At 70.1% G+C, this 21,039-nt stretch carries 25 protein-coding genes; 12 read left to right on the forward strand and 13 right to left on the reverse strand.

The features are described 5' to 3' along the window. Nucleotides 1-17: 17 nt before the first annotated feature. Entirely contained in the window at nucleotides 18-779 is a 762-nt protein-coding gene (locus AB0I98_RS28270; protein ID WP_362946691.1) for a MerR family transcriptional regulator, read from the reverse strand. 172 nt (nucleotides 780-951) lie between these two features. Between AB0I98_RS28270 and AB0I98_RS28275 the strand changes: the two genes are divergently transcribed. Continuing rightward, complete coding sequence (locus tag AB0I98_RS28275) at nucleotides 952-1,578, forward strand: Uma2 family endonuclease (RefSeq protein ID WP_362946694.1); 627 nt, start codon at nucleotides 952-954, stop codon at nucleotides 1,576-1,578. Between the two features lie 162 nt (nucleotides 1,579-1,740). Here the strand turns inward: AB0I98_RS28275 and AB0I98_RS28280 are convergent, their stop codons facing one another. The 6 genes from AB0I98_RS28280 to AB0I98_RS28305 all read right to left on the reverse strand — a co-directional run bounded on the left by AB0I98_RS28280 (nucleotide 1,741) and on the right by AB0I98_RS28305 (nucleotide 7,226). Next, a complete protein-coding gene (locus tag AB0I98_RS28280) occupies nucleotides 1,741-2,502 on the reverse strand; it encodes an ABC transporter permease (protein ID WP_362946695.1) in 762 nt (253 codons plus the stop codon). Then, nucleotides 2,499-3,449 carry an ATP-binding cassette domain-containing protein gene (locus AB0I98_RS28285; protein ID WP_362946698.1) on the reverse strand — a complete coding sequence of 317 codons (951 nt, stop codon included), beginning with the start codon at nucleotides 3,447-3,449 and terminating at the stop codon, nucleotides 2,499-2,501. Before AB0I98_RS28285 ends, AB0I98_RS28280 begins: the two co-directional genes overlap by 4 nt. Nucleotides 3,450-3,522: 73 nt before the next feature. Beyond that, on the reverse strand, nucleotides 3,523-4,164 hold the full coding sequence (locus AB0I98_RS28290) for a PadR family transcriptional regulator (RefSeq protein ID WP_362946700.1): 642 nt from the start codon (nucleotides 4,162-4,164) through the stop codon (nucleotides 3,523-3,525). 25 nt (nucleotides 4,165-4,189) lie between these two features. After that, nucleotides 4,190-4,738: a DinB family protein gene (locus AB0I98_RS28295; RefSeq protein ID WP_362946703.1), complete on the reverse strand. Its 549-nt coding sequence runs from the start codon at nucleotides 4,736-4,738 to the stop codon at nucleotides 4,190-4,192. Between the two features lie 113 nt (nucleotides 4,739-4,851). Then, nucleotides 4,852-6,312 carry an aldehyde dehydrogenase family protein gene (locus tag AB0I98_RS28300; protein WP_362946706.1) on the reverse strand — a complete coding sequence of 487 codons (1,461 nt, stop codon included), beginning with the start codon at nucleotides 6,310-6,312 and terminating at the stop codon, nucleotides 4,852-4,854. A gap of 89 nt (nucleotides 6,313-6,401) precedes the next feature. Then, on the reverse strand, nucleotides 6,402-7,226 hold the full coding sequence (locus tag AB0I98_RS28305; RefSeq protein ID WP_362946788.1) for a helix-turn-helix transcriptional regulator: 825 nt from the start codon (nucleotides 7,224-7,226) through the stop codon (nucleotides 6,402-6,404). Nucleotides 7,227-7,563: 337 nt separating this feature from the next. Between AB0I98_RS28305 and AB0I98_RS28310 the strand changes: the two genes are divergently transcribed. Further along, nucleotides 7,564-8,067: an ATP-binding protein gene (locus AB0I98_RS28310; protein ID WP_362946708.1), complete on the forward strand. Its 504-nt coding sequence runs from the start codon at nucleotides 7,564-7,566 to the stop codon at nucleotides 8,065-8,067. A gap of 116 nt (nucleotides 8,068-8,183) precedes the next feature. On the opposite strand, the gene AB0I98_RS28315 is transcribed toward AB0I98_RS28310, so the two are convergent. The 5 genes from AB0I98_RS28315 to rpmG all read right to left on the reverse strand — a co-directional run bounded on the left by AB0I98_RS28315 (nucleotide 8,184) and on the right by rpmG (nucleotide 10,671). Then, nucleotides 8,184-8,447: a DUF397 domain-containing protein gene (locus AB0I98_RS28315; protein WP_362946711.1), complete on the reverse strand. Its 264-nt coding sequence runs from the start codon at nucleotides 8,445-8,447 to the stop codon at nucleotides 8,184-8,186. A 353-nt stretch (nucleotides 8,448-8,800) separates the two neighbouring features. Further along, nucleotides 8,801-9,034 (reverse strand): 30S ribosomal protein S18, encoded by a 234-nt coding sequence (gene rpsR, locus AB0I98_RS28320; RefSeq protein WP_362946714.1) that lies wholly within the window; start codon nucleotides 9,032-9,034, stop codon nucleotides 8,801-8,803. Nucleotides 9,035-9,040: 6 nt separating this feature from the next. Continuing rightward, nucleotides 9,041-10,249, reverse strand: coding sequence for a GTP-binding protein (locus AB0I98_RS28325; protein WP_362946717.1), 1,209 nt, complete (start codon nucleotides 10,247-10,249; stop codon nucleotides 9,041-9,043). Then, nucleotides 10,249-10,497 carry a type B 50S ribosomal protein L31 gene (locus tag AB0I98_RS28330; protein WP_362946719.1) on the reverse strand — a complete coding sequence of 83 codons (249 nt, stop codon included), beginning with the start codon at nucleotides 10,495-10,497 and terminating at the stop codon, nucleotides 10,249-10,251. The genes AB0I98_RS28325 and AB0I98_RS28330 overlap by 1 nt, the downstream gene beginning before the upstream one ends. Before the next feature lie 9 nt (nucleotides 10,498-10,506). Continuing rightward, nucleotides 10,507-10,671 carry a 50S ribosomal protein L33 gene (rpmG, locus tag AB0I98_RS28335; protein WP_003999141.1) on the reverse strand — a complete coding sequence of 55 codons (165 nt, stop codon included), beginning with the start codon at nucleotides 10,669-10,671 and terminating at the stop codon, nucleotides 10,507-10,509. Nucleotides 10,672-10,733: 62 nt separating this feature from the next. On the opposite strand from rpmG, the gene rpmB reads away from it, so the two are divergent. The 4 genes from rpmB (at nucleotide 10,734) to AB0I98_RS28355 (ending at nucleotide 12,463) form a co-directional block, all read left to right on the forward strand. After that, nucleotides 10,734-10,970 carry a 50S ribosomal protein L28 gene (gene rpmB, locus AB0I98_RS28340; protein ID WP_210577944.1) on the forward strand — a complete coding sequence of 79 codons (237 nt, stop codon included), beginning with the start codon at nucleotides 10,734-10,736 and terminating at the stop codon, nucleotides 10,968-10,970. Further along, nucleotides 10,970-11,275 carry a 30S ribosomal protein S14 gene (gene rpsN, locus AB0I98_RS28345; protein ID WP_362946721.1) on the forward strand — a complete coding sequence of 102 codons (306 nt, stop codon included), beginning with the start codon at nucleotides 10,970-10,972 and terminating at the stop codon, nucleotides 11,273-11,275. Before rpmB ends, rpsN begins: the two co-directional genes overlap by 1 nt. Before the next feature lie 73 nt (nucleotides 11,276-11,348). After that, nucleotides 11,349-11,828, forward strand: coding sequence for a hypothetical protein (locus tag AB0I98_RS28350; RefSeq protein ID WP_362946724.1), 480 nt, complete (start codon nucleotides 11,349-11,351; stop codon nucleotides 11,826-11,828). 95 nt (nucleotides 11,829-11,923) lie between these two features. After that, nucleotides 11,924-12,463, forward strand: coding sequence for a DUF4232 domain-containing protein (locus AB0I98_RS28355; RefSeq protein WP_362946727.1), 540 nt, complete (start codon nucleotides 11,924-11,926; stop codon nucleotides 12,461-12,463). 6 nt (nucleotides 12,464-12,469) lie between these two features. Here the strand turns inward: AB0I98_RS28355 and AB0I98_RS28360 are convergent, their stop codons facing one another. Further along, nucleotides 12,470-13,570 carry a DUF2786 domain-containing protein gene (locus tag AB0I98_RS28360; RefSeq protein ID WP_362946729.1) on the reverse strand — a complete coding sequence of 367 codons (1,101 nt, stop codon included), beginning with the start codon at nucleotides 13,568-13,570 and terminating at the stop codon, nucleotides 12,470-12,472. 94 nt (nucleotides 13,571-13,664) lie between these two features. Here AB0I98_RS28360 and AB0I98_RS28365 point away from each other — a divergent pair, with 94 nt between their 5' ends. The 6 genes from AB0I98_RS28365 to AB0I98_RS28390 all read left to right on the forward strand — a co-directional run bounded on the left by AB0I98_RS28365 (nucleotide 13,665) and on the right by AB0I98_RS28390 (nucleotide 20,969). After that, entirely contained in the window at nucleotides 13,665-14,432 is a 768-nt protein-coding gene (locus AB0I98_RS28365) for a Clp protease N-terminal domain-containing protein (RefSeq protein WP_362946731.1), read from the forward strand. Nucleotides 14,433-14,466: 34 nt separating this feature from the next. Further along, nucleotides 14,467-16,161: a bifunctional 3'-5' exonuclease/DNA polymerase gene (locus tag AB0I98_RS28370; protein WP_362946734.1), complete on the forward strand. Its 1,695-nt coding sequence runs from the start codon at nucleotides 14,467-14,469 to the stop codon at nucleotides 16,159-16,161. A 123-nt stretch (nucleotides 16,162-16,284) separates the two neighbouring features. Continuing rightward, nucleotides 16,285-17,853, forward strand: coding sequence for an alpha/beta hydrolase (locus AB0I98_RS28375; RefSeq protein ID WP_362946737.1), 1,569 nt, complete (start codon nucleotides 16,285-16,287; stop codon nucleotides 17,851-17,853). Between the two features lie 91 nt (nucleotides 17,854-17,944). Further along, nucleotides 17,945-19,666 carry a histidine kinase gene (locus AB0I98_RS28380; RefSeq protein ID WP_362946739.1) on the forward strand — a complete coding sequence of 574 codons (1,722 nt, stop codon included), beginning with the start codon at nucleotides 17,945-17,947 and terminating at the stop codon, nucleotides 19,664-19,666. Between the two features lie 79 nt (nucleotides 19,667-19,745). Further along, a complete protein-coding gene (locus AB0I98_RS28385) occupies nucleotides 19,746-20,405 on the forward strand; it encodes a response regulator transcription factor (RefSeq protein ID WP_362946742.1) in 660 nt (219 codons plus the stop codon). Nucleotides 20,406-20,555: 150 nt separating this feature from the next. Continuing rightward, entirely contained in the window at nucleotides 20,556-20,969 is a 414-nt protein-coding gene (locus AB0I98_RS28390; RefSeq protein WP_362946745.1) for a hypothetical protein, read from the forward strand. Nucleotides 20,970-21,039: the final 70 nt, after the last annotated feature.

The raw sequence follows: 21,039 nt of genomic DNA on the forward strand, positions 1-21,039 counted from the left end.
ACGCCCGGGCCAGGGGGTTACGCGGTGTGCCGGGCGGCGTTGGCGAGGATCGCCGCGCGCTGGTAGGCCGCGAGGCCTGGCTTGGCCTTGTCGATGTTCCGCGTGAACCGCTCGTCGGTGACGTACATCTCGCCGAGGCCGGTGTGGATCTCGTATCCGCAGTCGTAGTGATTGCGGGAGATCCACTGGCGGTGCTCCTCGGCGGCGTCCATCGCCGCCTCGGACTCCGCGGGCTCGCCGGCCTCCATCAGCGCGACGAAGCGCCGCGTGACCTCGTCGCCCTCGCGCTGTATCCGCTGCCAGTCCTCCTTGGTGTAGGACGCCGAGCGCTGCCGGGACTGCCGGTAGGCGTCGGTGTCGCCCCAGCGTTCCCGCACCTCGTCCTCGTACTGGTCCGGGTCGAAGTCCCCGAACACCTCGAACTTCTCCTCGGGCGTGAGGTTGATGCCCATCTTGCGTGCCTCCATGGCGTGTTCCACGGCCGCCGCCATCTTCTGCAGCTTCTCGATCCGGGCGGTCAGCAGTTCGTGCTGGCGGCGCAGGTGTGCGCGCGGGTCCGTCTCCGGGTCGTCGAGCAGGGCGGCGACCTCGTCGAGCGGGAAGCCGAGTTCGCGGTAGAACAGGATCTGCTGCAGCCGGTCGAGGTCGGCGTCGCTGTAACGCCGGTGCCCCGCGTGGCTGCGCTCGCTCGGAACGAGCAGGCCGATGTCGTCGTAGTGGTGCAGCGTGCGCACGGTCACACCGGCGAATCCGGCGACCTGGCCCACCGAGTAGCTCACGGTTTCCGCTCCCTTCGGGTTACGCGCTCCAGGCTGGGCCCTCACGTTGCGTGAGGTGCAAGCCCGATTCCCGCCTGCACCCGTATGCAGGAACGATGCCGCATCACTCGTACGGGTGCCGCTACCGTCGTATCGGGAACAGATACAAGCGCCACCACACACGATCTTCCCCATGGGAGCAGTCATGGCCGCAGAGGCACACACCGAGCAGCACGCGCGGGCCACTCCTGAGAACTGGATGTTCCCGCCCGAGGAGGGCTGGACCTGGGACCAGGTCAAGGAGCTGGACGTCCCGTTCGACTGGGAACTCGTGGATGGGAAGATCGTGGTACGTGGGGTTACGAGCTGGTGGCACGACCAGGTCCGGGACAAGCTGTACTTCTCACTGGAACGCGCCAAGCAGCCGCCGTACGGCGTCAACATCGAGCGCTGGACCCGGCTCGACGACAGTAACGTCCCCAAGCCGGACATCATCGTGTACGACAAGACCGGGATCGACATCCGCACCCTGGACTGCACGCCGGTCGCGTGCGTGGTCCTCGCCATTGAAGTGGTGTCCCCCGGCTCTCGTGGCGTGGACCGTTTCCTCAAGCCCGCCATGTACAACGAAGCCGGGATCGCCCACTACTGGCGCGTTGAGCGCGGCGAGAACGACATTCCGGTGGTGCACCAGTTCTGGATCGAAACGGACAGCGGGGTCATCGTCCCCCGCCCGGACCGCCCCGTCCACACCGACAAGCTCAGCACCATCGTCCCCTTCCCTGTCAACATCGACCTACGGTCCCTGATCGAGGACTGACCCACCAGGCTGCCGGAGCTGCGCCGGCAGCCGCACCCCCTGACACACGACAGGGAGGCGGCCACCGGCTTCCATCACTGAGGCCGCCCCGAAGGGGCGCGGGGAACTGCGCGACCAGCCACAACGGGCCCGCAGACGAGACACTCGCCGCTGGCGGAACGTCTAGCGACTGAGCCGCCCGAACCGCCGTACCGCCAGCGGGAAGAACACGGCGAGCAGGAGCAGTGGCCATACGACGGCTGCCCAGACGTGGCCCGGTTCGCCGCCTGGGCTGCCGAAGAGGTCTCGTACTGCGGTCGCGGTCTGGGACATCGGGTTCCATTCGACGACCGTGCCCAGCCAGTCGGGCATGGAGTCGGGGGTGGCGAAGGCGTTGGAGAGGAAGCCGACCGGCCAGACGAGGATCTGGACGGCCATCACCATCTCCGGCTTCCCCGCCACCATCGCCAGGTGGATGCCGATCCACAGCATCGCGAACCGGAACAGCAGCAACAGGCCGACCGCGCCCAGAAAGCCCCCCACCGAGCCGTTCGCCCGCCAGCCGAGCGCGTGGCCGACGCCGATCATCACCGCCAGGCCGACCGCCGACTGCAGCATGTCGGCGGCCGAACGGCCCACCAGGACCGCCCCGTTGGTCATCGGCATCGAACGGAAGCGGTCGATGACCCCCTTGTTGAGGTCCTGGGTGACGGCGAGCATCGTGCTCTCCAGGCCGAAGGCCATGGTGAGCGCGAGCATGCCGGGCATCAGGTAGTCGATGTAGTCGCCGCGCACGCCACGGCCGCCACCGACGAGGTAGCCGAACATCACCAGCAGCATCACGGGGAAGACGAGCCCGACGATCATCTGGACCGGTTGCCGTGCCCAGTGGGCGAGTTCACGGCGGGTCATGGTCCAGGAGTCGGTCAGTGCGTATGTGGTCATACGGCCTCCTTGGCTCGGTCCGCCGTCAGGTGCAGGAAGACTTCGTCCAGCGTCGGGCGCCGCAGCGCGACGTCCTCGGCCTCGATCCCGGCCGCCTCCAGGGCCCGTACGACCCCGGAGAGCGCCGCCATCCGGTCGGTGACCGGGGCACTGAGCAGCCGGCGGTCGGGGTCGACGGAGATGTCGTCCTTCGGTACGGGCAGCAGTGCCACGGCGGCTCCCAGCTGTCCCGCCTCGCGCAGGACGACGTCGATGCGGTCGCCGCCGATCAGCCGCTTCAGCTCGTCCGCCGTGCCGTCGGCGATGACCCGGCCGGAGTCCACGACCGAGATACGGTCGGCCAGTTGATCGGCCTCCTCCAGGTACTGAGTGGTGAGCAGGACCGTCGTACCGCCGCCGACCAGTGAGCGGACCGCGGTCCACACCTCGGCGCGGCCGCGCGGGTCGAGACCGGTCGTGGGTTCGTCCAGGAAGAGCACCTCCGGGTCAGTGATCAGGGAAGCGGCCAGGTCCAGCCGGCGCCGCATGCCGCCGCTGTACTGCTTGACCGCCTTGCGTCCGGTGTCCGCGAGGCCGAAGCGCTCCAGGAGCTCGCCGGCCCGCACGCGCGCGTGGCGGGCGCCGAGGTGGTAGAGGCGGCCGAACATCTCCAGGTTCTGGTGGCCGCCGAGTTCCTCGTCGAGCGCGGCGTGCTGGCCGAGCAGGCCGATGCGGAAGCGGACCGCCTGGGCCTCGGTCAGCACGTCGTGTCCCGCCACCTCGACTCGGCCGCTGTCGGGTCGCAGCAGGGTGGACAGGATGCGGACCAGGGTCGTCTTGCCGGCGCCGTTCGGCCCGAGCACTCCGTGCACCGTGCCGCGCCCGACCGCCAGGTCGAGCCCGTCCAGTGCCTTCTTGTCGCCGTACTTCTTGTGTGCGCCTTCGACGGTGATCGCCGTGTCGGCCACTGGGACTCCCTCGCTAGTCAAACTTGACTACCAGCTCGAAGGTAGTACCCCGAACTCGGTTAGTCAAACTTGATTAACGGTTGTCCTCGGGATGCGGCTGCTCCGTCGCGAACGGGTTCTCCTGCCCCTCGGCGAGAACACCGACGAACGGCTCGCCCTCCCCCGCGAACGTGTACGCCCCGCCCTCGATCCGCTCGATGAGCCCCAGCGCCCACGCGGCCTCGCCGTCGGCGGTGTGGATCCAGAGGTTCATGATCTCGCCGATGTGACCGAGTTGTCCGGGGCCGTCCGCAGGGTTGTAGTGCTCGGTGACGGCGGATCGCCACGCCTCGATCCGCCGGATCCGCTCCTTGAGGAGGGCGACCGCCTCGGCCCTCGGCAGGTCCACCATGAAGCCGACGGCGGCCGACTTGACGTCCATCTTCTGGTCGTACGAGGTCAGCGCCTCGCGCACCAGCCGGAGGTACTCCTCGGTGCCCGTCTCGGTGATCTCGTACTCGGTCCTCGGCGGCCCGCCGGCCGTGGACGGCGCGATCTCGTGCGCGTGCAGCAGTCCCTGTTTCGCCATCTGCTTCAGGGCGTGGTAGATCGAGCCGGGCTTGGCGTTGGACCACTCGTGCGCGCCCCAGTACTCCAGGTCGTTGCGCACCTGGTACCCATGGGCCCGCCCGTGCTGACGGACCGCACCGAGCACGAGGAGACGGATCGCTGACATGCGGTCCAGGTTAGGCCGATAAGGGTCAGCCCCAGGAGGTGCCCTGCTCCTTGGCGACCAGTTCGAAGGCGGTGGCACCGTCCAGGGACTCGCGGATGATGTCGGCGTGCCCCGCGTGCCGGGCCGTCTCGCGGATCAGATGGAGCGCCAGCCAGCGCATGGAGACGCGCTCGTCGGGCGGGAACCAGGGTTCGTTCGGCAGGGCGAAGGTGTCATCGAGGCTGGGTACCGAGCGGATGAACGCCTCCGTCTCGGTGGCGACCTTCTCCCAGTACGCGAGCTGCGACTCCACGGTCTCGCCGGCCACGAGCTGAAAACACTCGCGCCAGTTCGACTCGTCCCGCTTCACCGCCGGCGGCTCGCCCTTGGCCCGTGCGATCCAGCCCTGCTCCATCTCGGCGACATGCTTGAGCAGCCCGGCCAGGGACAGCTCGCTCGCGCTCGGCCTGCTCGACGCCTGCTCGTCGCTCAGCCCCAGCACCGACCGCCGGATGCCACCGCGCTGCTCCTCCAGGAAGGACAGCAGCGCTCCGCGCTCGTCGCCGTGCGCCTCGGCCGGAACGTGAGTGACCATGACCGTCACCTTTCATCGGGACCGGGGGGCTCTCCCCCTGACACCGATGAAGCTACGGGCCCTTGCGGTCAGCTTCTGTCCGCAAGGGCCCGCCTCGGTCCGGGAACGTGAACCTAGAAGGGGAACCGGCTCCGCCCGTGCTGTACGGAGATCCATTTCATGGTGGTGAACGAGTCCAGCATGGTCTCGCCGTTGAGGCGGCCGAGGCCGGAGTTCTTCTCGCCGCCGAAGGGGACGATCGGCTCGTCGTGGACGGTGCCGTCGTTCACGTGGAACATGCCGGTGTCGATCTGCTTGGCGAAGTTCACGCCGCGCTCGATGTTGCCGGTGTGCACGGCGCCGCTGAGGCCGTACGGCGTGTCGTTGACGAGGCGTACAGCCTCGGCCTCGCCGTCGAAGGGGACGAGGAAGGCGACCGGGCCGAAGACCTCCTGCTTGAGGAGGGCCGAGTCGGCGGGGAGGCCGGTCAGGACGGACGGCTCGACCAGGTTGTCCGTGGTCGTGCCGTGCACCAGGGCCGTCGCGCCCTCGGCGATCGCCTGCTCGACGGTGGCCGAAAGGGCGTCCGCCTGGGAGGAGTTGATGACCGGGCCGATGACCGTCTGCGGGTCGCTCGGGTCGCCGACCTTGAGGGTCCTGACCTTGGCGACGAACTTCTCGGTGAACTCGTCGGCGACGGAGCGGTCCACCAGGACACGGTTCGCGGCCATGCAGACCTGGCCCTGATGGACGTACCGGCTGAAGACCGCCGCGTCGACCGCGTAGTCGATGTCGGCGTCGTCGAGCACCACCAGCGCGCTGTTGCCGCCCAGTTCGAGGACCGAGCGCTTGAAGTTCGCGGCGCAGACGGTGGCGACGTGGCGGCCGACCTTGTCGGAGCCGGTGAAGGAGATGACCTTCGGGATCGGGTGCTCGATGAAGGCGTCGCCGATCTCCGCGATGTCCGTGATGACGACGTTGAGCAGACCGGCCGGCAGGCCCGCGTCCTCGAGGATCTTCGCGATCAGGGAGCCACCGCAGATCGGCGTGTTCTGGTGCGGCTTGAGGACGACGGCGTTGCCCAGCGCGAGGGCGGGGGCCACGGACTTCAGGGACAGCAGGAACGGGAAGTTGAAGGGGCTGATCACGCCCACGACGCCGACCGGCACGCGGTAGACGCGGTTCTCCTTGCCGTCCACCGGAGACGGGATGATCTTGCCTTCGGGGCGCAGCGCCAGGTGGATCGCCTCGCGCAGGAACTCCTTGGCGAGGTGGAGTTCGAAGCCGGCCTTCAGATGGGTGCCGCCGAGCTCGGCGATGATCACCTCGGTGATTTCCTGCTCGCGCTCCTCGATCAGGCGAAGGGTCTTCTCGAAGACCGCTCGGCGCGCGTACGGATTGGTCGCGGCCCACTGCTTCTGGGCGCGGGCCGCCGCCTGGTACGCCTCGTCGACCTCGTCGACCGTGGCTATGGTGATCGACGCCAGCTTCTCGCCGTCGTACGGGTTGAAGTCGATGATGTCCCAGGAGCCTGTGCCCGAGCGCCACTCACCGTCGATGTACTGCTGAGCCAGGTCGGTGAAGTAGGACGACATGTGATCCCTCAATCCCTAGCAGACACCGATCGACTGCCATCACCGTCGATCGACTTCACGGTCTGATCACAAGTCATCGTACTTGTGTTTCAAGAGAGTTGAAGGAGACCCCGGAGAAGATCGCGGCTCTCGCCGGGCCCCGGGCTGTCCTGCTGAAGTTCCTTCAGCGCCTTCTCGTACTGGGCCACGTCCTCGTGCTTGTCGAGGTACAGCGCGCTGGTGAGCTGCTCCAGGTAGACCACGTCCGACAGGTCGGACTCCGGGAAGGACAGGATCGTGAACGCGCCGGACTCGCCGGAGTGGCCGCCGAAGCTGAACGGCATGATCTGCAGTCGTACGTTGGGCCGCTCGGAGACCTCGATGAGGTGCTGGAGCTGACCGCGCATCACCTCGCGGTCGCCGTACGGCCGGCGCAGGGCGGCCTCATCGAGGACGATGTGGAACTCGGGGCCGCTCTCGTCGACGAGGTACTTCTGCCGCTCCAGGCGCAGCGCGACCCGGCGCTCCACGTCCGCCTCGCTCGCGCCCTTCATGCCGCGCCGGACGACCGCGTGGGCGTATGCCTCGGTCTGCAGCAGTCCGTGCACGAACTGCACCTCGTAGGCGCGGATGAGGGAACACGCGCCCTCCAGGCCCACATAGGTGGGGAACCAGCTCGGCAGGACGTCCGAGTAACTGTGCCACCAGCCCGCCACGTTGGCCTCCCTGGCGAGTGAGAGCAGCGAGGTGCGCTCCGACTCGTCCGTGATGCCGTACAGCGTCAGCAGATCCTCGACGTCCCGCGTCTTGAAGCTCACCCGGCCCAGCTCCATCCGGCTGATCTTCGACTCGGAGGCACGGATGGAGTACCCCGCGGCCTCGCGCGTGATGCCACGCGTCTCACGCAGTCGCCTGAGTTGCGAGCCGAGCAGCATCCGCCGCACCACCGATCCGGGCTCTCCCGCGCTCACGTTCGCCAGCCTCCCCAACCGTCTTCAGGGCCCGAAGTCTGCCACTAAAACACTCCGAGCAGTACTCGTCCGATTACAGAGATGGAAAGAAGCCAAAGATTCCACCCGGGTTCAAGGGAGGAGGGGCCACCAAGAGGAGAGAAGTGGGCAGAAAAAATGACCAAGAAGCGGTACGGGAGGGTCCAATTCGGTCGCGTGCACGTGCATCTGCCCTTGCATCTGGTTGGCGCATCCGAAACCATGGTCCCGCGCCACCGCTGCATCTGCATCGCAACGACCGCGATTCCCGGGAGTGCCTCGCATGGGGACGAATGGATCGACCATGCTCGAGCCGTTACGGCAGGGCCTTCCGCCGCTGGATCCCGCGGCCGTGTCCAACGCCGCCTCCTGTGCCCTTCCCGCCCGCTACGAAGCGGTGCGCGAGGCGCGGCAGTTCACCCGCAGAACGCTCGACCAGTGGGAACTGGGCGACCGCTTCGACGACGTGTGCCTGGTCGTCTCCGAACTGGTCACCAACTCCCTGCGTCACGCGCTGCCGGCGCCCGCCTGCGTCACGGAGCAGATACCGCCCGTGCGGCTGCACCTGATGCGCTGGACCGAGCGGCTGGTGTGCGCGGTGCGTGATCCCAGCGACGACAGCCCGGTCGCGCGCGATTCGGACGACTTCTCGGCGGAGTCCGGCCGCGGCCTGTTCCTGGTGGACTCGTTCAGCGACAGCTGGGGCTGGCATCCGCTGGCCGGCACCATGGGCGGCAAGGTCGTCTGGGCGCTGTTCCTGCTGTCGGCGCCGAGCGCGGCCGAGTGATCCACCGCGGCCCTTTCTGGGGCCGCGGTTCTACGCGCGTTACGCAAGGCCAGGGGACGACCACACTCAGTTGTCGCCTGGCCGGCCGGTTCCCGGTCCGTTACCCGGACCGGATCTCAGCCCGCTATCAAGTGGTCGAACTCGCCGTCCTTGATGCCCAGGAGCATCGCCTCGATCTCCGCACGCGTGTAGACGAGTGCGGGGCCGTCCGGGAAGCGCGAGTTGCGCACGGCGACCTCGCCTCCGGGCAGCCGCGCGAACTCCACGCAGGAGCCCTGCGAGTTGCTGTGCCTGCTCTTCTGCCAGGCCACCCGCAGTTGGGCGGCGGCCATGCCGTTGTACACGCCGGACGCGTCAACGTCGTACACGTCGTGGTCCACAGGTCGCTCCCCGGTGGTGCACTGGCTGGTGAGGCCATTGATGCAGTGGTCAACTTGACCCGGATCATAACCGTGTTCCCGTGCAGATGCATGGGCAGATGCACGTGCACGCGCGGTGGTCCTGCGGTTACAGCTTTGGCGACCGCTCTACCGAAGCTCTCCAGCGTCTGCCCCGGGGACCGGATCGGATTCCTCGTGTCCTAGGAACAGACGCGTTCCACGCCATTCCTGTTCCATCGGCCGGGGGATCGTGCCACTGCACGAGCAGAACGGGGCCTGCTGGGGAGAGCAGGCCCCGCGTCGGCGCCGGGTGTCACCACAGCCCGGCGATGTCTTGAGGGGAGCGCGAAGCCTCAGCGGCTCGCGTACGGCAGCAGTGCCATCTCGCGCGCGTTCTTGATCGCGCGGGCCAGCAGGCGCTGCTGCTGGGCGGAGACGCGGGTGACGCGGCGGCTGCGGATCTTGCCGCGGTCGGAGATGAACTTCCGCAGCAGATCGGTGTCCTTGTAGTCGATGTACGTGATCTTGGCCTGGTCCAGCGGGTTGGGGCGGGGCTTGGCGGGCTTGCGTTCGAGCTTGCGGGCCATGGGGGGTCAGACCTCCAGGAGGGTGTCGAAGGCGGGCGGCAGCCGCTTCCAGGCGTCGCGCCCGGCGGCGTACTCGGCGTCGGTGAGCAGGCAGGACTCCAGCAACTCCTGAAGTCCGTCGCGGTCGAGGCCGGGGGACGTGAAGACCAGGTGCTGGCAGCAGTCGCCGTGCTCCGGATGCCAGTCCATCGCGGCGGCGGCGCGGCGCACCGGGGGCACCATCTCCCAGGCCGCGTCCGGCAGCGCGGCGAGCCAGGGGCCCGCGCTCTCCACGCACAGCGCACCGCCCGCGGCGTCCCAGTGCAGCAGCGTGTCCGGCTTGTCGGCGAGCCAGAACCGGCCGCGGCTGCGGGCCGCCGCGCAGGTCAGGTCCTCCAGCGCCGCATACAGCCGCTCGGGGTGGAAGGGCCTGCGCCGGTGCCAGACCAGCGTGGAGACGCCGTGCGCGTCGGCTTCGGCGGGGAGCAGCGCGCACGCGGGGTGCTGGGCGGCGGCGGCCGACTCGACGTCGAAGCCGGCCAGGGCCGCCTGCGCGAGGGGTGTCAGACGGCGGCGCGGGGCGGGCACCGTCAGGCCGTCGTCGGACGCGTCCGGCGGGGGATCGCCATGAGCGCCCGCCAGGTCACCGTGGCCGATCGGGACCTGACGGGCCGTCGGGTGCAGCTGGGCGAGCAGCTCGCGGTCCTCGTCGTCGGCCTCCGGGGAGTCGACGAGGGCGAGGACGGGGGCGTACTCCAGCTGTCGCGCGAAGGTGTCCGCGACCGTGCGCTGGTCGGTGGCCGCGGCGGCGAGGCCGCGCTCCGCCAGGTCGTCGCCGTTGCCGAGGTACGGCAGCAGGAGCGCCGGGTCGACCGCGGTGATCACGCCGGTGACCGTGAGCCCACCGCCGGTGACCACCTCGGCCATGGCCTTGGGCTCTACGGAGTCCCACAGCTCGACGATCGCGAGCCGGACCGTTCCGGCGTCGCGCAGGCGCAGCAGTTCGGGCACCAGGTCTTCCCGCAGCGCACAGCACGCACAGTCGTTGACCAGTGGGGCCTCACCGGCGGACAGGATGCCGGTGGCGTCGCGCACGGTCCGTACGACCGTGCCGGCGACGGCCGTCGCCAGGTCGTGATGGAGTACGACGCTGCCGGGCACGTCGGTGAGCAACCGCTCCACGGTCGCCTTGCGGGCGTCGGCATGCAGCCCGCCGACGATGACGACGGAGAGCATCAGCCCTGCTTTCCGTACCGGCGCTCGAAGCGCTCGACGCGGCCTGCGGTGTCCAGGACGCGGGCGGTGCCGGTGTAGAAGGGGTGGCTGACGTTCGAGATCTCGACGTCGACGACCGGGTAGGTGTTGCCGTCCTCCCACTCGATGGTCTTCTCGCTGGTCATCGTGGAGCGGGTGAGGAAGGCGTAGTTCGCGGCACGGTCACGGAAGACGACGGGGCCGTACTCGGGGTGGAGTTCCTTGCGCATGGGGGTGGTTCAGCGCTCCTCTCGGAAGTCGACGTGGCGGCCGACGACCGGGTCGTACTTGCGCAGGGTCATACGGTCCGGGTCGTTGCGGCGGTTCTTGCGGGTCACGTACGTGTAGCCGGTCCCCGCCGTGGACCGGAGCTTGATGACCGGTCGGAGTTCGTTGCGTGCCATGCTGGTATCTTACTGAAAATGAATTCCATTTACACAACACCGTCGAGAGAGGTGCGTCACCCTTGTCCGCCCACTGCATGCTGACCGGAGCCCAGCCGGGCTTCGGCAACACGATCTCCCACTCGCACCGGCGGACCTCCCGCCGCTTCGACCCGAACATCCAGTCCAAGCGCTACTGGCTGCCCAGCGAGGGCCGTTACGTCCGGCTGAAGCTGAGCACGAAGGGCATCAAGACCATCGACACGATCGGCATCGAGGCCGCCGTGGCCCGGATCCGCGCCCGGGGAGTGAAGGTCTGATGGCGAAGAAGAGCAAGATCGCGAAGAACGACAAGCGACAGGAGATCGTCGCGCGGTACGCCGAGCGCCGGGCCGAGCTGAAGGAGATCATCCGCCGGCCGTCCTCGACGGAGGCCGAACGCCTCGCCGCCCAGGAGGAGTTGCGCAGGCAGCCGCGCGACGCCAGCGCCACCCGCGTACGCAATCGCGACAGCGTCGACGGGCGGCCCCGCGGCTACTTCCGTGCCTTCGGGCTGTCCCGGGTGAACCTGCGTGGACAGGCGCACGCGGGGTACCTGCCGGGGGTCCGGAAGTCCTCCTGGTAAGTCCCCTACTGGTAAGTACTGGTAGCTTGCTGCGGACCTTCCGGCCAGAGCTTGGGAGCCAGCAGTGACTTCGGTGACGAACGTGCGACTCGCGGTCGCCGGCGTGGTGGGCGCGCTGGTGCTGACCGCCTGCGGTGGCGGCGGCTCGGACGACGATTCCGCGCCCGACCCCAGCGCCTCCGCCTCCTCCACCGAGACGGCGGACACGGGCGGCGGCACCGGCGGGTCGGCGTCCGCGTCCGGCGATCTGGCGGGCAGCTGGCTCGCCACGACCGACGGCAAGGCCGTCGCGCTGGTCATCACCGGTACCGAGGCCGGGCTCTTCGCGACCGGCGGGACCGTGTGCAGCGGGACCGCGGGCGAGGAGTCCGGCATGCCGATGATCCACCTCAAGTGCACCGACGGCAGCAAGGACCGGGCGACGGGGATGGTCGACTCCGTCGACGGAAAGACGCTCAAGGTGACCTGGGAGGACGGGCTCGGCGCGGAGACGTACACCAAGGCGGAGGGCGGGCAGCTGCCTTCGGGGCTGCCCACGGCGAGCCTCGGCTGATCACCGGCGGCTCTGTGAGCGGGGGTCCGCAACCGCGCCCCACCCTCATGCGTGATGATCCATGCACGCGACCGCCCACGCCCCTGAGGAAGCCCATGCGCGCCACACCTCTCGCCGTCACCGCCCTCGCCGCGGCCCTGCTGCTGACCGCCTGCGACGGCGGCGGCAGCAGCAACAGCGCCGAGGAGCGAGAAGTCACGCAGAGCACAAAACCCGGTGAGCCCTGCAAGACGCACAACGTCTCCATGCATTTCGGGCCCGCCAACAGCGCACCCGCCGTCGGCGACACGGGCAACCTCGCCGTCACGATCATCAACCGCGACGCCGAGTGCACCGTGGACGGCCTGCCCGCCGCCAGCCTGGACACCGGGGACTCCGTCAACAAGGTCCCCGTGGACAAGGCCGCGAAGCCCCAGAAGCTCACGCTCGCCAAGGATGCCGAGGTGTCCTTCACGCTCACCTATGTGCGGGGCGAGGAAGGCGGGGAGAAGAGCCTCGCCGCGAAGACGCTGAAGATCTACCTGCCCGGCGACACCAGCCCGCGCGACTTCCCTTGGGAGTACGGCGCTGTCGCCCTCAAGAGCGGTGACGTGCCGGACGCCTCGCTCAGCGGGTTCCAGCAGACGGGCGACTGAGGAGGCTCAGCGCAGCGGCTTCCGGCGCCCGACCTGCGCCCGGTCCGCCGCCTCCGCCCCTTCGGTCCAGCCCGCCGCGTCCGTGACCCCGCGCAGCCGGGTCGTGGTCGTCTCCGGGAACATGCGGTCCAGGCGGCCGGTGACGGCGAGTTCACGGGAGGCGAGGACCGGGAGCAGGTCGCCGGTGACCTGGGTCTCGGCGGCGGCGGCGAGGCGGGTGCCGACGCGGTGGGCGTAGGCCGCGAGGAAGGACTGCCGGAAGGTCTTGGTCCGCCTGCGTCCGCCCGCGCGTTGGGCGGCCTCCGCCTTCGTCATCGCGGTCTGCGCCTGCACCAGCAGTGAGGTGTAGAGGAGTTCGACGGCCTCCAGGTCGGGGTCGAAGCCGACGACGGTGGAGAAGCCGAGGGGCTCGTTCCACACGGCCCGGCAGTGGTTGGCGGTGGCGACCGCGTCCAGCAGCACCGCCTTGGCCTGCTCGTACGGCGGCTCGACCCCGATCCGGCAGGCGCCGGGCACGTCCGCGGTGGACGCCTGGCCCGCCAGCAGCGCCTCGTCGATGCTGTGCCGCGCCATCAGCTCCTGCGCCTTGGCGCTGAGCGCCTCCGCCTCCTCCGGGAAGCCGGTCGCCTCCGCCTTCGCCAGCAGGGCGCGGATGCGGGTGAGCATGCGGGACTCGGACTTGGGGTGCCTGCTGGACGGCTCGTCCAGGGGCTCCAGCGCGGGCAGGCTCAGCAGCAGCCGGTACAGCTCCAGGACGGCTGTCGCGTGCGAGAAGCGGTCGGTGGAGGGCGGGGCTTCGGCGGTCAGTTCGTCGAGCTGTGCGGTCCAGCGGGGGCCGCGCGGCCGGTCGTCCGGCAACTGCGCGCGGATGAGGGCCGATACGAGGCGTACGTGTACGTCGTCCAGCTCGCGCCGCACGATCCGTACGACGTCGGCGGGCTGCCAGCCGCGTCGCCAGGCCGTCGCCACGAACTCCTGGCCGCGGCGGGCGAGTTCGGCGTCCGCGCTCGGGTCGGCGGCGAGGAGGGACGCGCCGCTGTCGAGGGCGGTGTCGGTGTCGCCATACAGGGCGGCCTGGAAGGCGCGTTCGACGGTGCTGCTGCTCACCCGGCGATCGTGCCATGGGGGCACGCGCGCGTGGGCGGCGACCAGTGTCAACCAAGGGTTGACACCGCCGGGGAGCGCAACCTACGGTTGACGCATGTCGACGAACCCGACCATCACGTCATCCGTACGTCTCGACGAACTCATCGAGGCCATCAAGAAGGTCCACGACGAGCCCCTCGACCAGCTCCAGGACGCGGTGATCGCCGGCGATCACCTCGGGGAGGTGGCCGACCATCTGATCGGCCACTTCGTGGACCAGGCCCGGCGATCGGGCGCCTCCTGGACGGACATCGGCAGGAGCATGGGCGTCACCCGGCAGGCCGCGCAGAAGCGCTTCGTGCCGAAGGAGTCGGCCGACCTCGACCCGCAAGCGGGCTTCGGCCGCTACACGGGGCGTGCCCGCAACGCGGTGATGGCCGCCCACAACGAGGCCGTCGCGGCCCGCAACCCCGAGGGCCGCCCGGAGCACCTGGTCCTCGGTCTGCTCGCCGACCCGGACGGCCTGGCCGCGAAGGCGATCACTGCGCACGGCATCCTGCTGGACTCCGTACGCCAGGCCGCCACCGCCGCGCTGCCGCCCGCCGCCGACGAGGTCCCCGAGCTCGTCCCCTACGGCTCCGACGCCAAGAAGGTCCTGGAGCTCACCTTCCGCGAGGCGCTGCGCCTCGGCCACAACTACATCGGCACCGAGCACATCCTGCTGGCCCTGCTGGAGTTCGAGAACGGCACCGGCGTTCTGTCCGGCCTCGGACTCACCAAGCAGGCGATGGAGGAGTACATCGTCGGGCTGCTCTCCCAGTTCCTGAAGAGCGGTGAGGAGACCACCAAGAAGGCCGCCGCGGAGGGCGAAGACCAAGGCTGAGGCCGTTGTCAGACCCTGGTGCCACACTCGCAGCATGACCGATCGGTGGGCGCTCGCTCCGGCCGAGGACGGCGGCGCGGAGCTCGCCCCCCTCGGCTCGGACGGGCTGCCCGCCGGACCGGTCGTGCGGGAGCCGGACCTGGCCGCGGCGGTGCGCGGCCGGCCGGAGGTCACGCGCTGGGTCTGGCGTTCCACCGCCGAGGTCTATCCGCGCCTGCTCGCCACGGGGGTGCGAGTGGAGCGGTGCTACGACATCGAGGACGCCGAGACCCTCCTGCTAGGCCACGAGGGGCGGTCCGGCGAACCCCGCTCGGCGGCCGCCGCCCTGGCCCGGCTGCGCCGCGGCCCCGTACCGCCGGATCCACCCCAGCGCTCGGCCGAACCCGGCGCCCAGTCACCCCTCTTCGAGCCGCAGTCCGTGCATGTACCGCTGGCCGATCTCATCGAGGTCTACGCCGAGCAGCAGCGCCGACACGACCGGGCGGCGCACCCGGGGCGGATGCGGCTGCTGACGGCCGCCGAGTCGGCGGGGATGCTGGTCGCCGCCGAGATGAACCGGGCGGGGCTGCCGTGGAGCGCCGACGTCCACCGCCGGGTGCTGCACGAACTGCTCGGCGAGCGGTATGCGGGCGGCGGGGAGCCGCGGCGGCTGGCGGAGCTGGCGGACGAGGTGTCGGCCGCGTTCGGGCGCCGGGTGCGGCCCGATCTGCCGACCGATGTGATCAAGGCCTTTGCGCAGGCCGGGATCAAGGTCAGATCGACCCGCCGCTGGGAGATCGAGTCCGTCGACCACCCGGCCGTGAAGCCGCTGATCGAGTACAAGAAGCTGTACCGCATCTGGGTCGCCCACGGCTGGTCCTGGCTGCAGGACTGGGTCCGGGACGGCCGGTTCCGGCCCGAGTTCCTCGCGGGCGGGACCGTCACCGGCCGCTGGGTGACCAACGGCGGGGGCGCGTTGCAGATCCCCAAGGTCATCCGGCGCGCGGTGGTCGCCGACCCCGGCTGGCGGCTGGTCGTCGCCGACGCCGACCAGATGGAGCCGCGCGTCCTCGCGGCCATCTCCCGCGACCCCGGACTGATGGAGGTGGCCGGCCGGGAGACCGACCTGTACCAGTCGGTGTCCGACCGCGCCTTCTCCGGAGACCGCGCCCAGGCCAAGCTCGCCGTCCTCGGAGCGGTGTACGGGCAGACGTCCGGCGACGGCCTCAAGAACCTCGCCGCCCTCAGACGCCGCTTCCCCAAGGCGGTGGCGTACGTCGACGACGCGGCGCGGGAGGGCGAGGAGGGGCGGCTCGTACGGACCTGGCTCGGGCGTACGTGTCCCCCGGCGGCCGGAGCGACCGACGCCACCACCGAGGAGGCGGGAATTCCGCAGGACGACCCGTCCGAAGCGCCGCCCGGCGACGACGCCTGGGTGCCGGGCTACGCCTCCACCAACGCCCGCGCCCGCGGCCGCTTCGCCCGCAACTTCGTCGTCCAGGGCAGCGCCGCCGACTGGACCCTCCTACTCCTCGCCGCGCTGCGTCAGGCCTGTGCGGGCATGGCGGCGGAACTGGTCTTCTTCCAGCACGACGAGGTCATCGTGCACTGTCCCGAGGAGGAGGCCGAAACGGTCGTGACGGCAATCCGGGAGGCGTCCGACCTCGCGGGCCGGCTGACCTTCGGCGAGACGCCGGTGCGGTTTCCGTTCACGACGGCGGTGGTGGAGTGTTATGCGGACGCGAAGTGATCAGCGCGGGGCTGTATCGCGCCCCGTCAGGGGCGCGGGGAACTGCGCGACCAGCCACAACGGACCCGCAGACAACCGACGACCAATTGCGGCACAACCCGCAGAGCGCTTAGCTTGCGCCGCATGACGACGAAAACACGCAAAACACGCACCCACGCGCTGACTTGGGGCGCCTCCGCAAAGCGCCTCGGCGCAGCCGCCGGCGCACTCGCCCTCGCCGCCTCGGCCACCGCAGCACACGCCGCCAAGGACCCCGGCACCGGGCTCGCCGCCTACCACCGCCAGCACATCACCTGGACCGATTGCCGACAGGGACCGGACGACGAAGAGGGGACCGCGCTGGACCGTGCCAGGGCCCGGTGCGCCCGGGTCACCGTGCCGCTCGACTACTCCCGCCCGACGGGCCGGACGATGGAGATCGCCCTGTCCCGGTTACCCGCGGCCGACCGGAAGCACCGGATCGGCACCCTGATGCTCAACAGCGGCGGTCCCGCCGAGCCGACGCTCGGCATGCCGCTGAGGACCCGCGCCCACCTCGGCGAGACGGCCGCCCGGTACGACATCATCGGCATGGACCCGAGGTTCGTGGGCCGCAGTGAGGCACTCGACTGCGGCTGGCCCGCCGGCATCTGGATCCGCTCGGCCGGGCACAGCCGGGCCGCGTTCGACCGCCAGGTCGCCTTCCAGAAGAACCTCGCCGAGCGGTGCGCCGCCCGGCACGGCGATGTGCTGCCGTACGTCACCACCCGCAACACCGCCCGCGACATGGACATCGTCCGCTCGGTGCTGGGCGAGCGCCGGATCTCCTTCCTCGGATACTCCTACGGCGCCTATCTCGGCGCCGTGTACACGCAGATGTTCCCCGGCCGCACCGACCGTGTGGTCCTCGACAGCGCCGGCGATCCACGCACGTACGGCCCCCGTCTGCTGCAGGGCAGGGAGATTCCCGCGGAGCGGGCGCTGCGCGCCTGGGCGTCCTGGACCGCGGCGCGGCACGGGACGTACGGCCTGGGCGCGAGCCGGGACGCCGTGGTCGCCACCGTGCAGCGGATCGTCGACGCGGCGACGGAACGGCCGTTGCGCGTCGGCACGTACGACATCGACGAGCACGTGCTGCCGTATGTGATCTCGAACAGCAGCGGCAGCGACCAGGAGGAGCAGCGTGCCGCGTTCGCACGCGCCGTGGGCGTGCTGGACAAGGCGGCCAAGGGGGTCGCCGTCGAACCGACCCCGGAGCTGGCGGGTCTCCTGCGGTTCGCGCTCGACGCCTCGAGTTCCCCTCTCGCCAGCCCCGCGGCGGCGATCATCTGCGGCGACGCGGCCGCGCCCCGGGGTCCCGAGGTCTACTGGCGCGACGTCGAGCGCAGCCGGGCCCGCCACCCCCTCTTCGGACCGATGACCAACAACATCGCCCCGTGCGCCTTCTGGCCCGAGCCGCCCCGCGAGGAGCCGACCACGATCGCCAACGCCACCCCCTCGCTGATCGTCTCCGCCACCGGCGACACCGCGACCACCTACCGGGGCAGCAGGGCGATGCACAGTCTGCTGACCGGCTCCCGCCTGCTGACCCTGCAAGGAGCCATCGCGCACGGTGTGTTCGGCGAGTACGGCAACGCCTGCGTCGACGGGAAGGTGAACGCGTACCTGAAGTCCGGGCGGCTGCCCACCGGAAACCCGACCTGCCGGAAGTGAGCGCCGCCGCGGCGCAGGGTGCGACTTTCGTCGGACGCGGGTGCGACGAAGGGATGCTGTGGGCAAGGTCGTCGACACCTACCTTTGGCCTGTGAATGTGACGACGATGGCGCGCGGCGCCTGGAAACGACTGGTCGTGGCGGGGATGTGGTCCCGACGGCGGATCGTCGGCGAGACGGTCCTCGCCCTGGTGCTGGCCCTGTCGGCGACGCTGGGCGTGCAGGACAACGGCCTGGCGGCGACGGTCGGCGTGGCGCTGGCCGCCGCCGCGATGTCCCTGCTGCGGCGGGTGTTCCCGGCGAGCGTGCTCGTTCTCGCGGGCGCGCTCGCCGCCGTACTCGCCGGTTTCTGGCCCCTGTTGATGGTCGCGGGCTGGTCGGCGGGCCCGAGGATCAAGGCGCCGCGGTGGGCACTGGCGGCGTTCACGCTCTCCTACGTCCTCAATGCGGCGCTGTCCGTCCAACAGACGGAATCCAGCCTCCCCGCGGCCCAGACGCTGGTCTTCACCACGCTCTCTTTCGTGGCAACGACCGTCGTGCCCGGCCTCGCCGCCCGCTACCGCACCCAACGCCGCACCCTCATGCACGCGTTGCACGAGCACAACGCCCAACTGCTGCGGGAACGCGAGATCATCGCCTCCCATGCCCGCCTGCGGGAGCGCCAGCGGATAGCCCAGGACATGCACGACAGCCTCGGCCACCAGCTGGCGCTGATCGCCGTGCATACCGGCGCGCTGGAGGTCGACCGGAAGCTGACGGACCGGCAGCGCGAGGCCGTCGGGGTGCTGCGCGACGCGTCCGTGGCCGCGATGCACGAGCTGCGCGAGGCCGTCGGCATCCTGCGCGACGGTACGCACGCGCAGGAGCACGTGAGCGATACGGCTCCCGCGGCCCGGGGCGTGGCGGGGATCGACGGCCTGGTGGAGGCGTCGCGGGGCGCGGGGGCGGACGTAGAGCTGCGGCGTGCGGGCGAGGAGCGGTCGCTGGCACCCGCCGCGGACCATGCGGCGTACCGGATCGTGCAGGAGGCGCTGACCAACGCGCTGAAGCACGCGCCGGGCGCCCCGATCGTCGTAGAGCTGCGGTATGAGCCGGACTCGCTGGTGGTCGAGGTCGCCAATGGGCCGACGCCCACGACCGCGGATGGCGGGCGGCGACTCGTGGTGAGCGGCGGGCAGGGGCTGACCGGGCTGCAGGAACGGGCCCGGCTGGTCGGCGGCATGGTGCATGCCGGGCCGGCGGCGGGCGGGGGGTTCCGGGTCGCGGGCGTCCTGCCGTACGGGAGCGCGGAGCGGGCGGGTTCGGCGCCGCAGGTGACGACGTTCGTCGAAGCGACGAACGACTTCCGGGGGCAGAGCGAAGGGGCGCGGCCCGGCGACGGTGGAGCGGTCATCGACTGGTCCGGCCCGCCGGAGAAGCAGAAGGAGCTCGACCTCGCCATGGGAAGCAAGAAGAGGGGCATCGCGATCGGGTGCGGCGCCGCACTCGTGATCATCGTCGGTCTCGGAGCGCTGGCCGTCTGGGGCATCGCCAAGCTGTGGGACGAGAGCGACAAGGCCATGATCGAACCGTCCGTCTACAAGTCCGTGCAGGTCGGCGACACCGAGACGGCCGTACGAGGCAAGCTGCCGGACGGCAAGTCGTTCCTGACGGACGGCCTGCGCGACAAGGGACCCGCGAAGCCGAAGGGCGCCGACTGCCTGGTCCTCCTGTCGACGGAGATACCGGACAACCTGGACGACGAGCCGCTGTTCCGGTTCTGCTTCAGGGACGGAAAGCTGATCGATAAGCAGTCGTACACGGTCAAATCGTAGGCATGTGGCGTCTCTTGGGGCGTGAGTAAGGTAGGGGCGTCCTCGCGTCCTATGCGTCCAAAAGCCTTGCGGGAGAGCTGTGATCAGGGTCCTCGTCGCGGATGACGAACCGCTCATCCGGGCGGGCATCAGGATGATCCTCACCTCCGCCGACGACATCGACGTCGTGGCGGAGGCCGGCAACGGCCGCGAGGCGGTCGAGCTGGTCCGGGCCCACGCCGTCGACGTGGCCCTGCTCGACATCCAGATGCCGGTGCTGGACGGGCTGAGTGCCCTGGCCGAGCTACGGCGGGTCGCGCCGTCCGTACGCCCGCTGATCCTCACGACGTTCGGCGAACGCGAGAACGTACTGCGCGCACTGAGCCACGGCGGCGCGGGATTTCTGCTGAAGGACTCGGCACCGGGCGAGCTGATCCAGGCGGTACGGGCCGCGGCGGCCGGGGACGCGTACCTCTCCCCCGGCGCCACCCGCCACGTCGTCGACTCGCTCGCCTCGGGCCGGGCGGCGGCCCGCGCGGAGGAGGCGCGGCGACGCCTGGAGTCGCTCAGCGAACGGGAGTTGGAGGTCCTCGCGCTCCTCGGCGAGGGACTCTCGAACGCCGACGCCGGCGAGCGGATCCATGTCAGCGAGGCGACGGTCAAGACGTACGTCAGCCGGATCCTGACGAAGCTGCAGTGCGAGAACCGGGTACAGGCGGCGCTGCTGGCGCGGGATGCGGGGTTGAGGGCGGCGTCGTGATCCCCACCTGACGCACCCCCCTGACGCCCTATGCCCGTTGTGGCCCCGCCGTGCGGGGACCGGTCCCGGGGTGCACCCAGCACAGTGGGCCGGCGGTGGCGCGGAACTGCGCCGTCGGGCCTCAGGTGCACTGGAAGGGGTGAGGGACTCGTGGTCACTCAGGTGTCGGAGCGCAGCAAGCGTATGCCGGGCGGCGTCAAGGCGGCGCTGGTGGGCGTGTGGATCCAGGCCGTGTTCAACCTCTTCGGCGCGTTCTTCCTCATGATGCTGGTGAACGACCGTCTCGATCACAATCAGGAAGTCGAGCAGCTCGGACTGGTCCGCTTCTCCACGTACTCCGCCCTGTGCGCGGCGATCGCACTCGTCGTCTCCGGGATCTTCGCGTGGAAGCGGTTCGGGTGGGTGCGGATCACCGTGGTCGCGGTCGAGGCCGTGATCGTGCTGTTCTCGCTGATCAACTTCTTCGTCGGGGGGATGCCCACCGCGGTGGTCGGGATGATCGTCGCCATCCTGATCGCGAAGACGATGCTGGGGGCGCCGGGGCGGGAGTGGTTCAACCGTTGATCGGGAGCCTGGGGTGCATGTGCTGAGGCCCCGCCTCGTTCCATCGCTACTTGATCGAACGACTTGCTCA

The sequence above is a fragment of the Streptomyces sp. NPDC050211 genome (genome assembly GCF_040656035.1).
GTDB lineage: Bacteria > Actinomycetota > Actinomycetes > Streptomycetales > Streptomycetaceae > Streptomyces.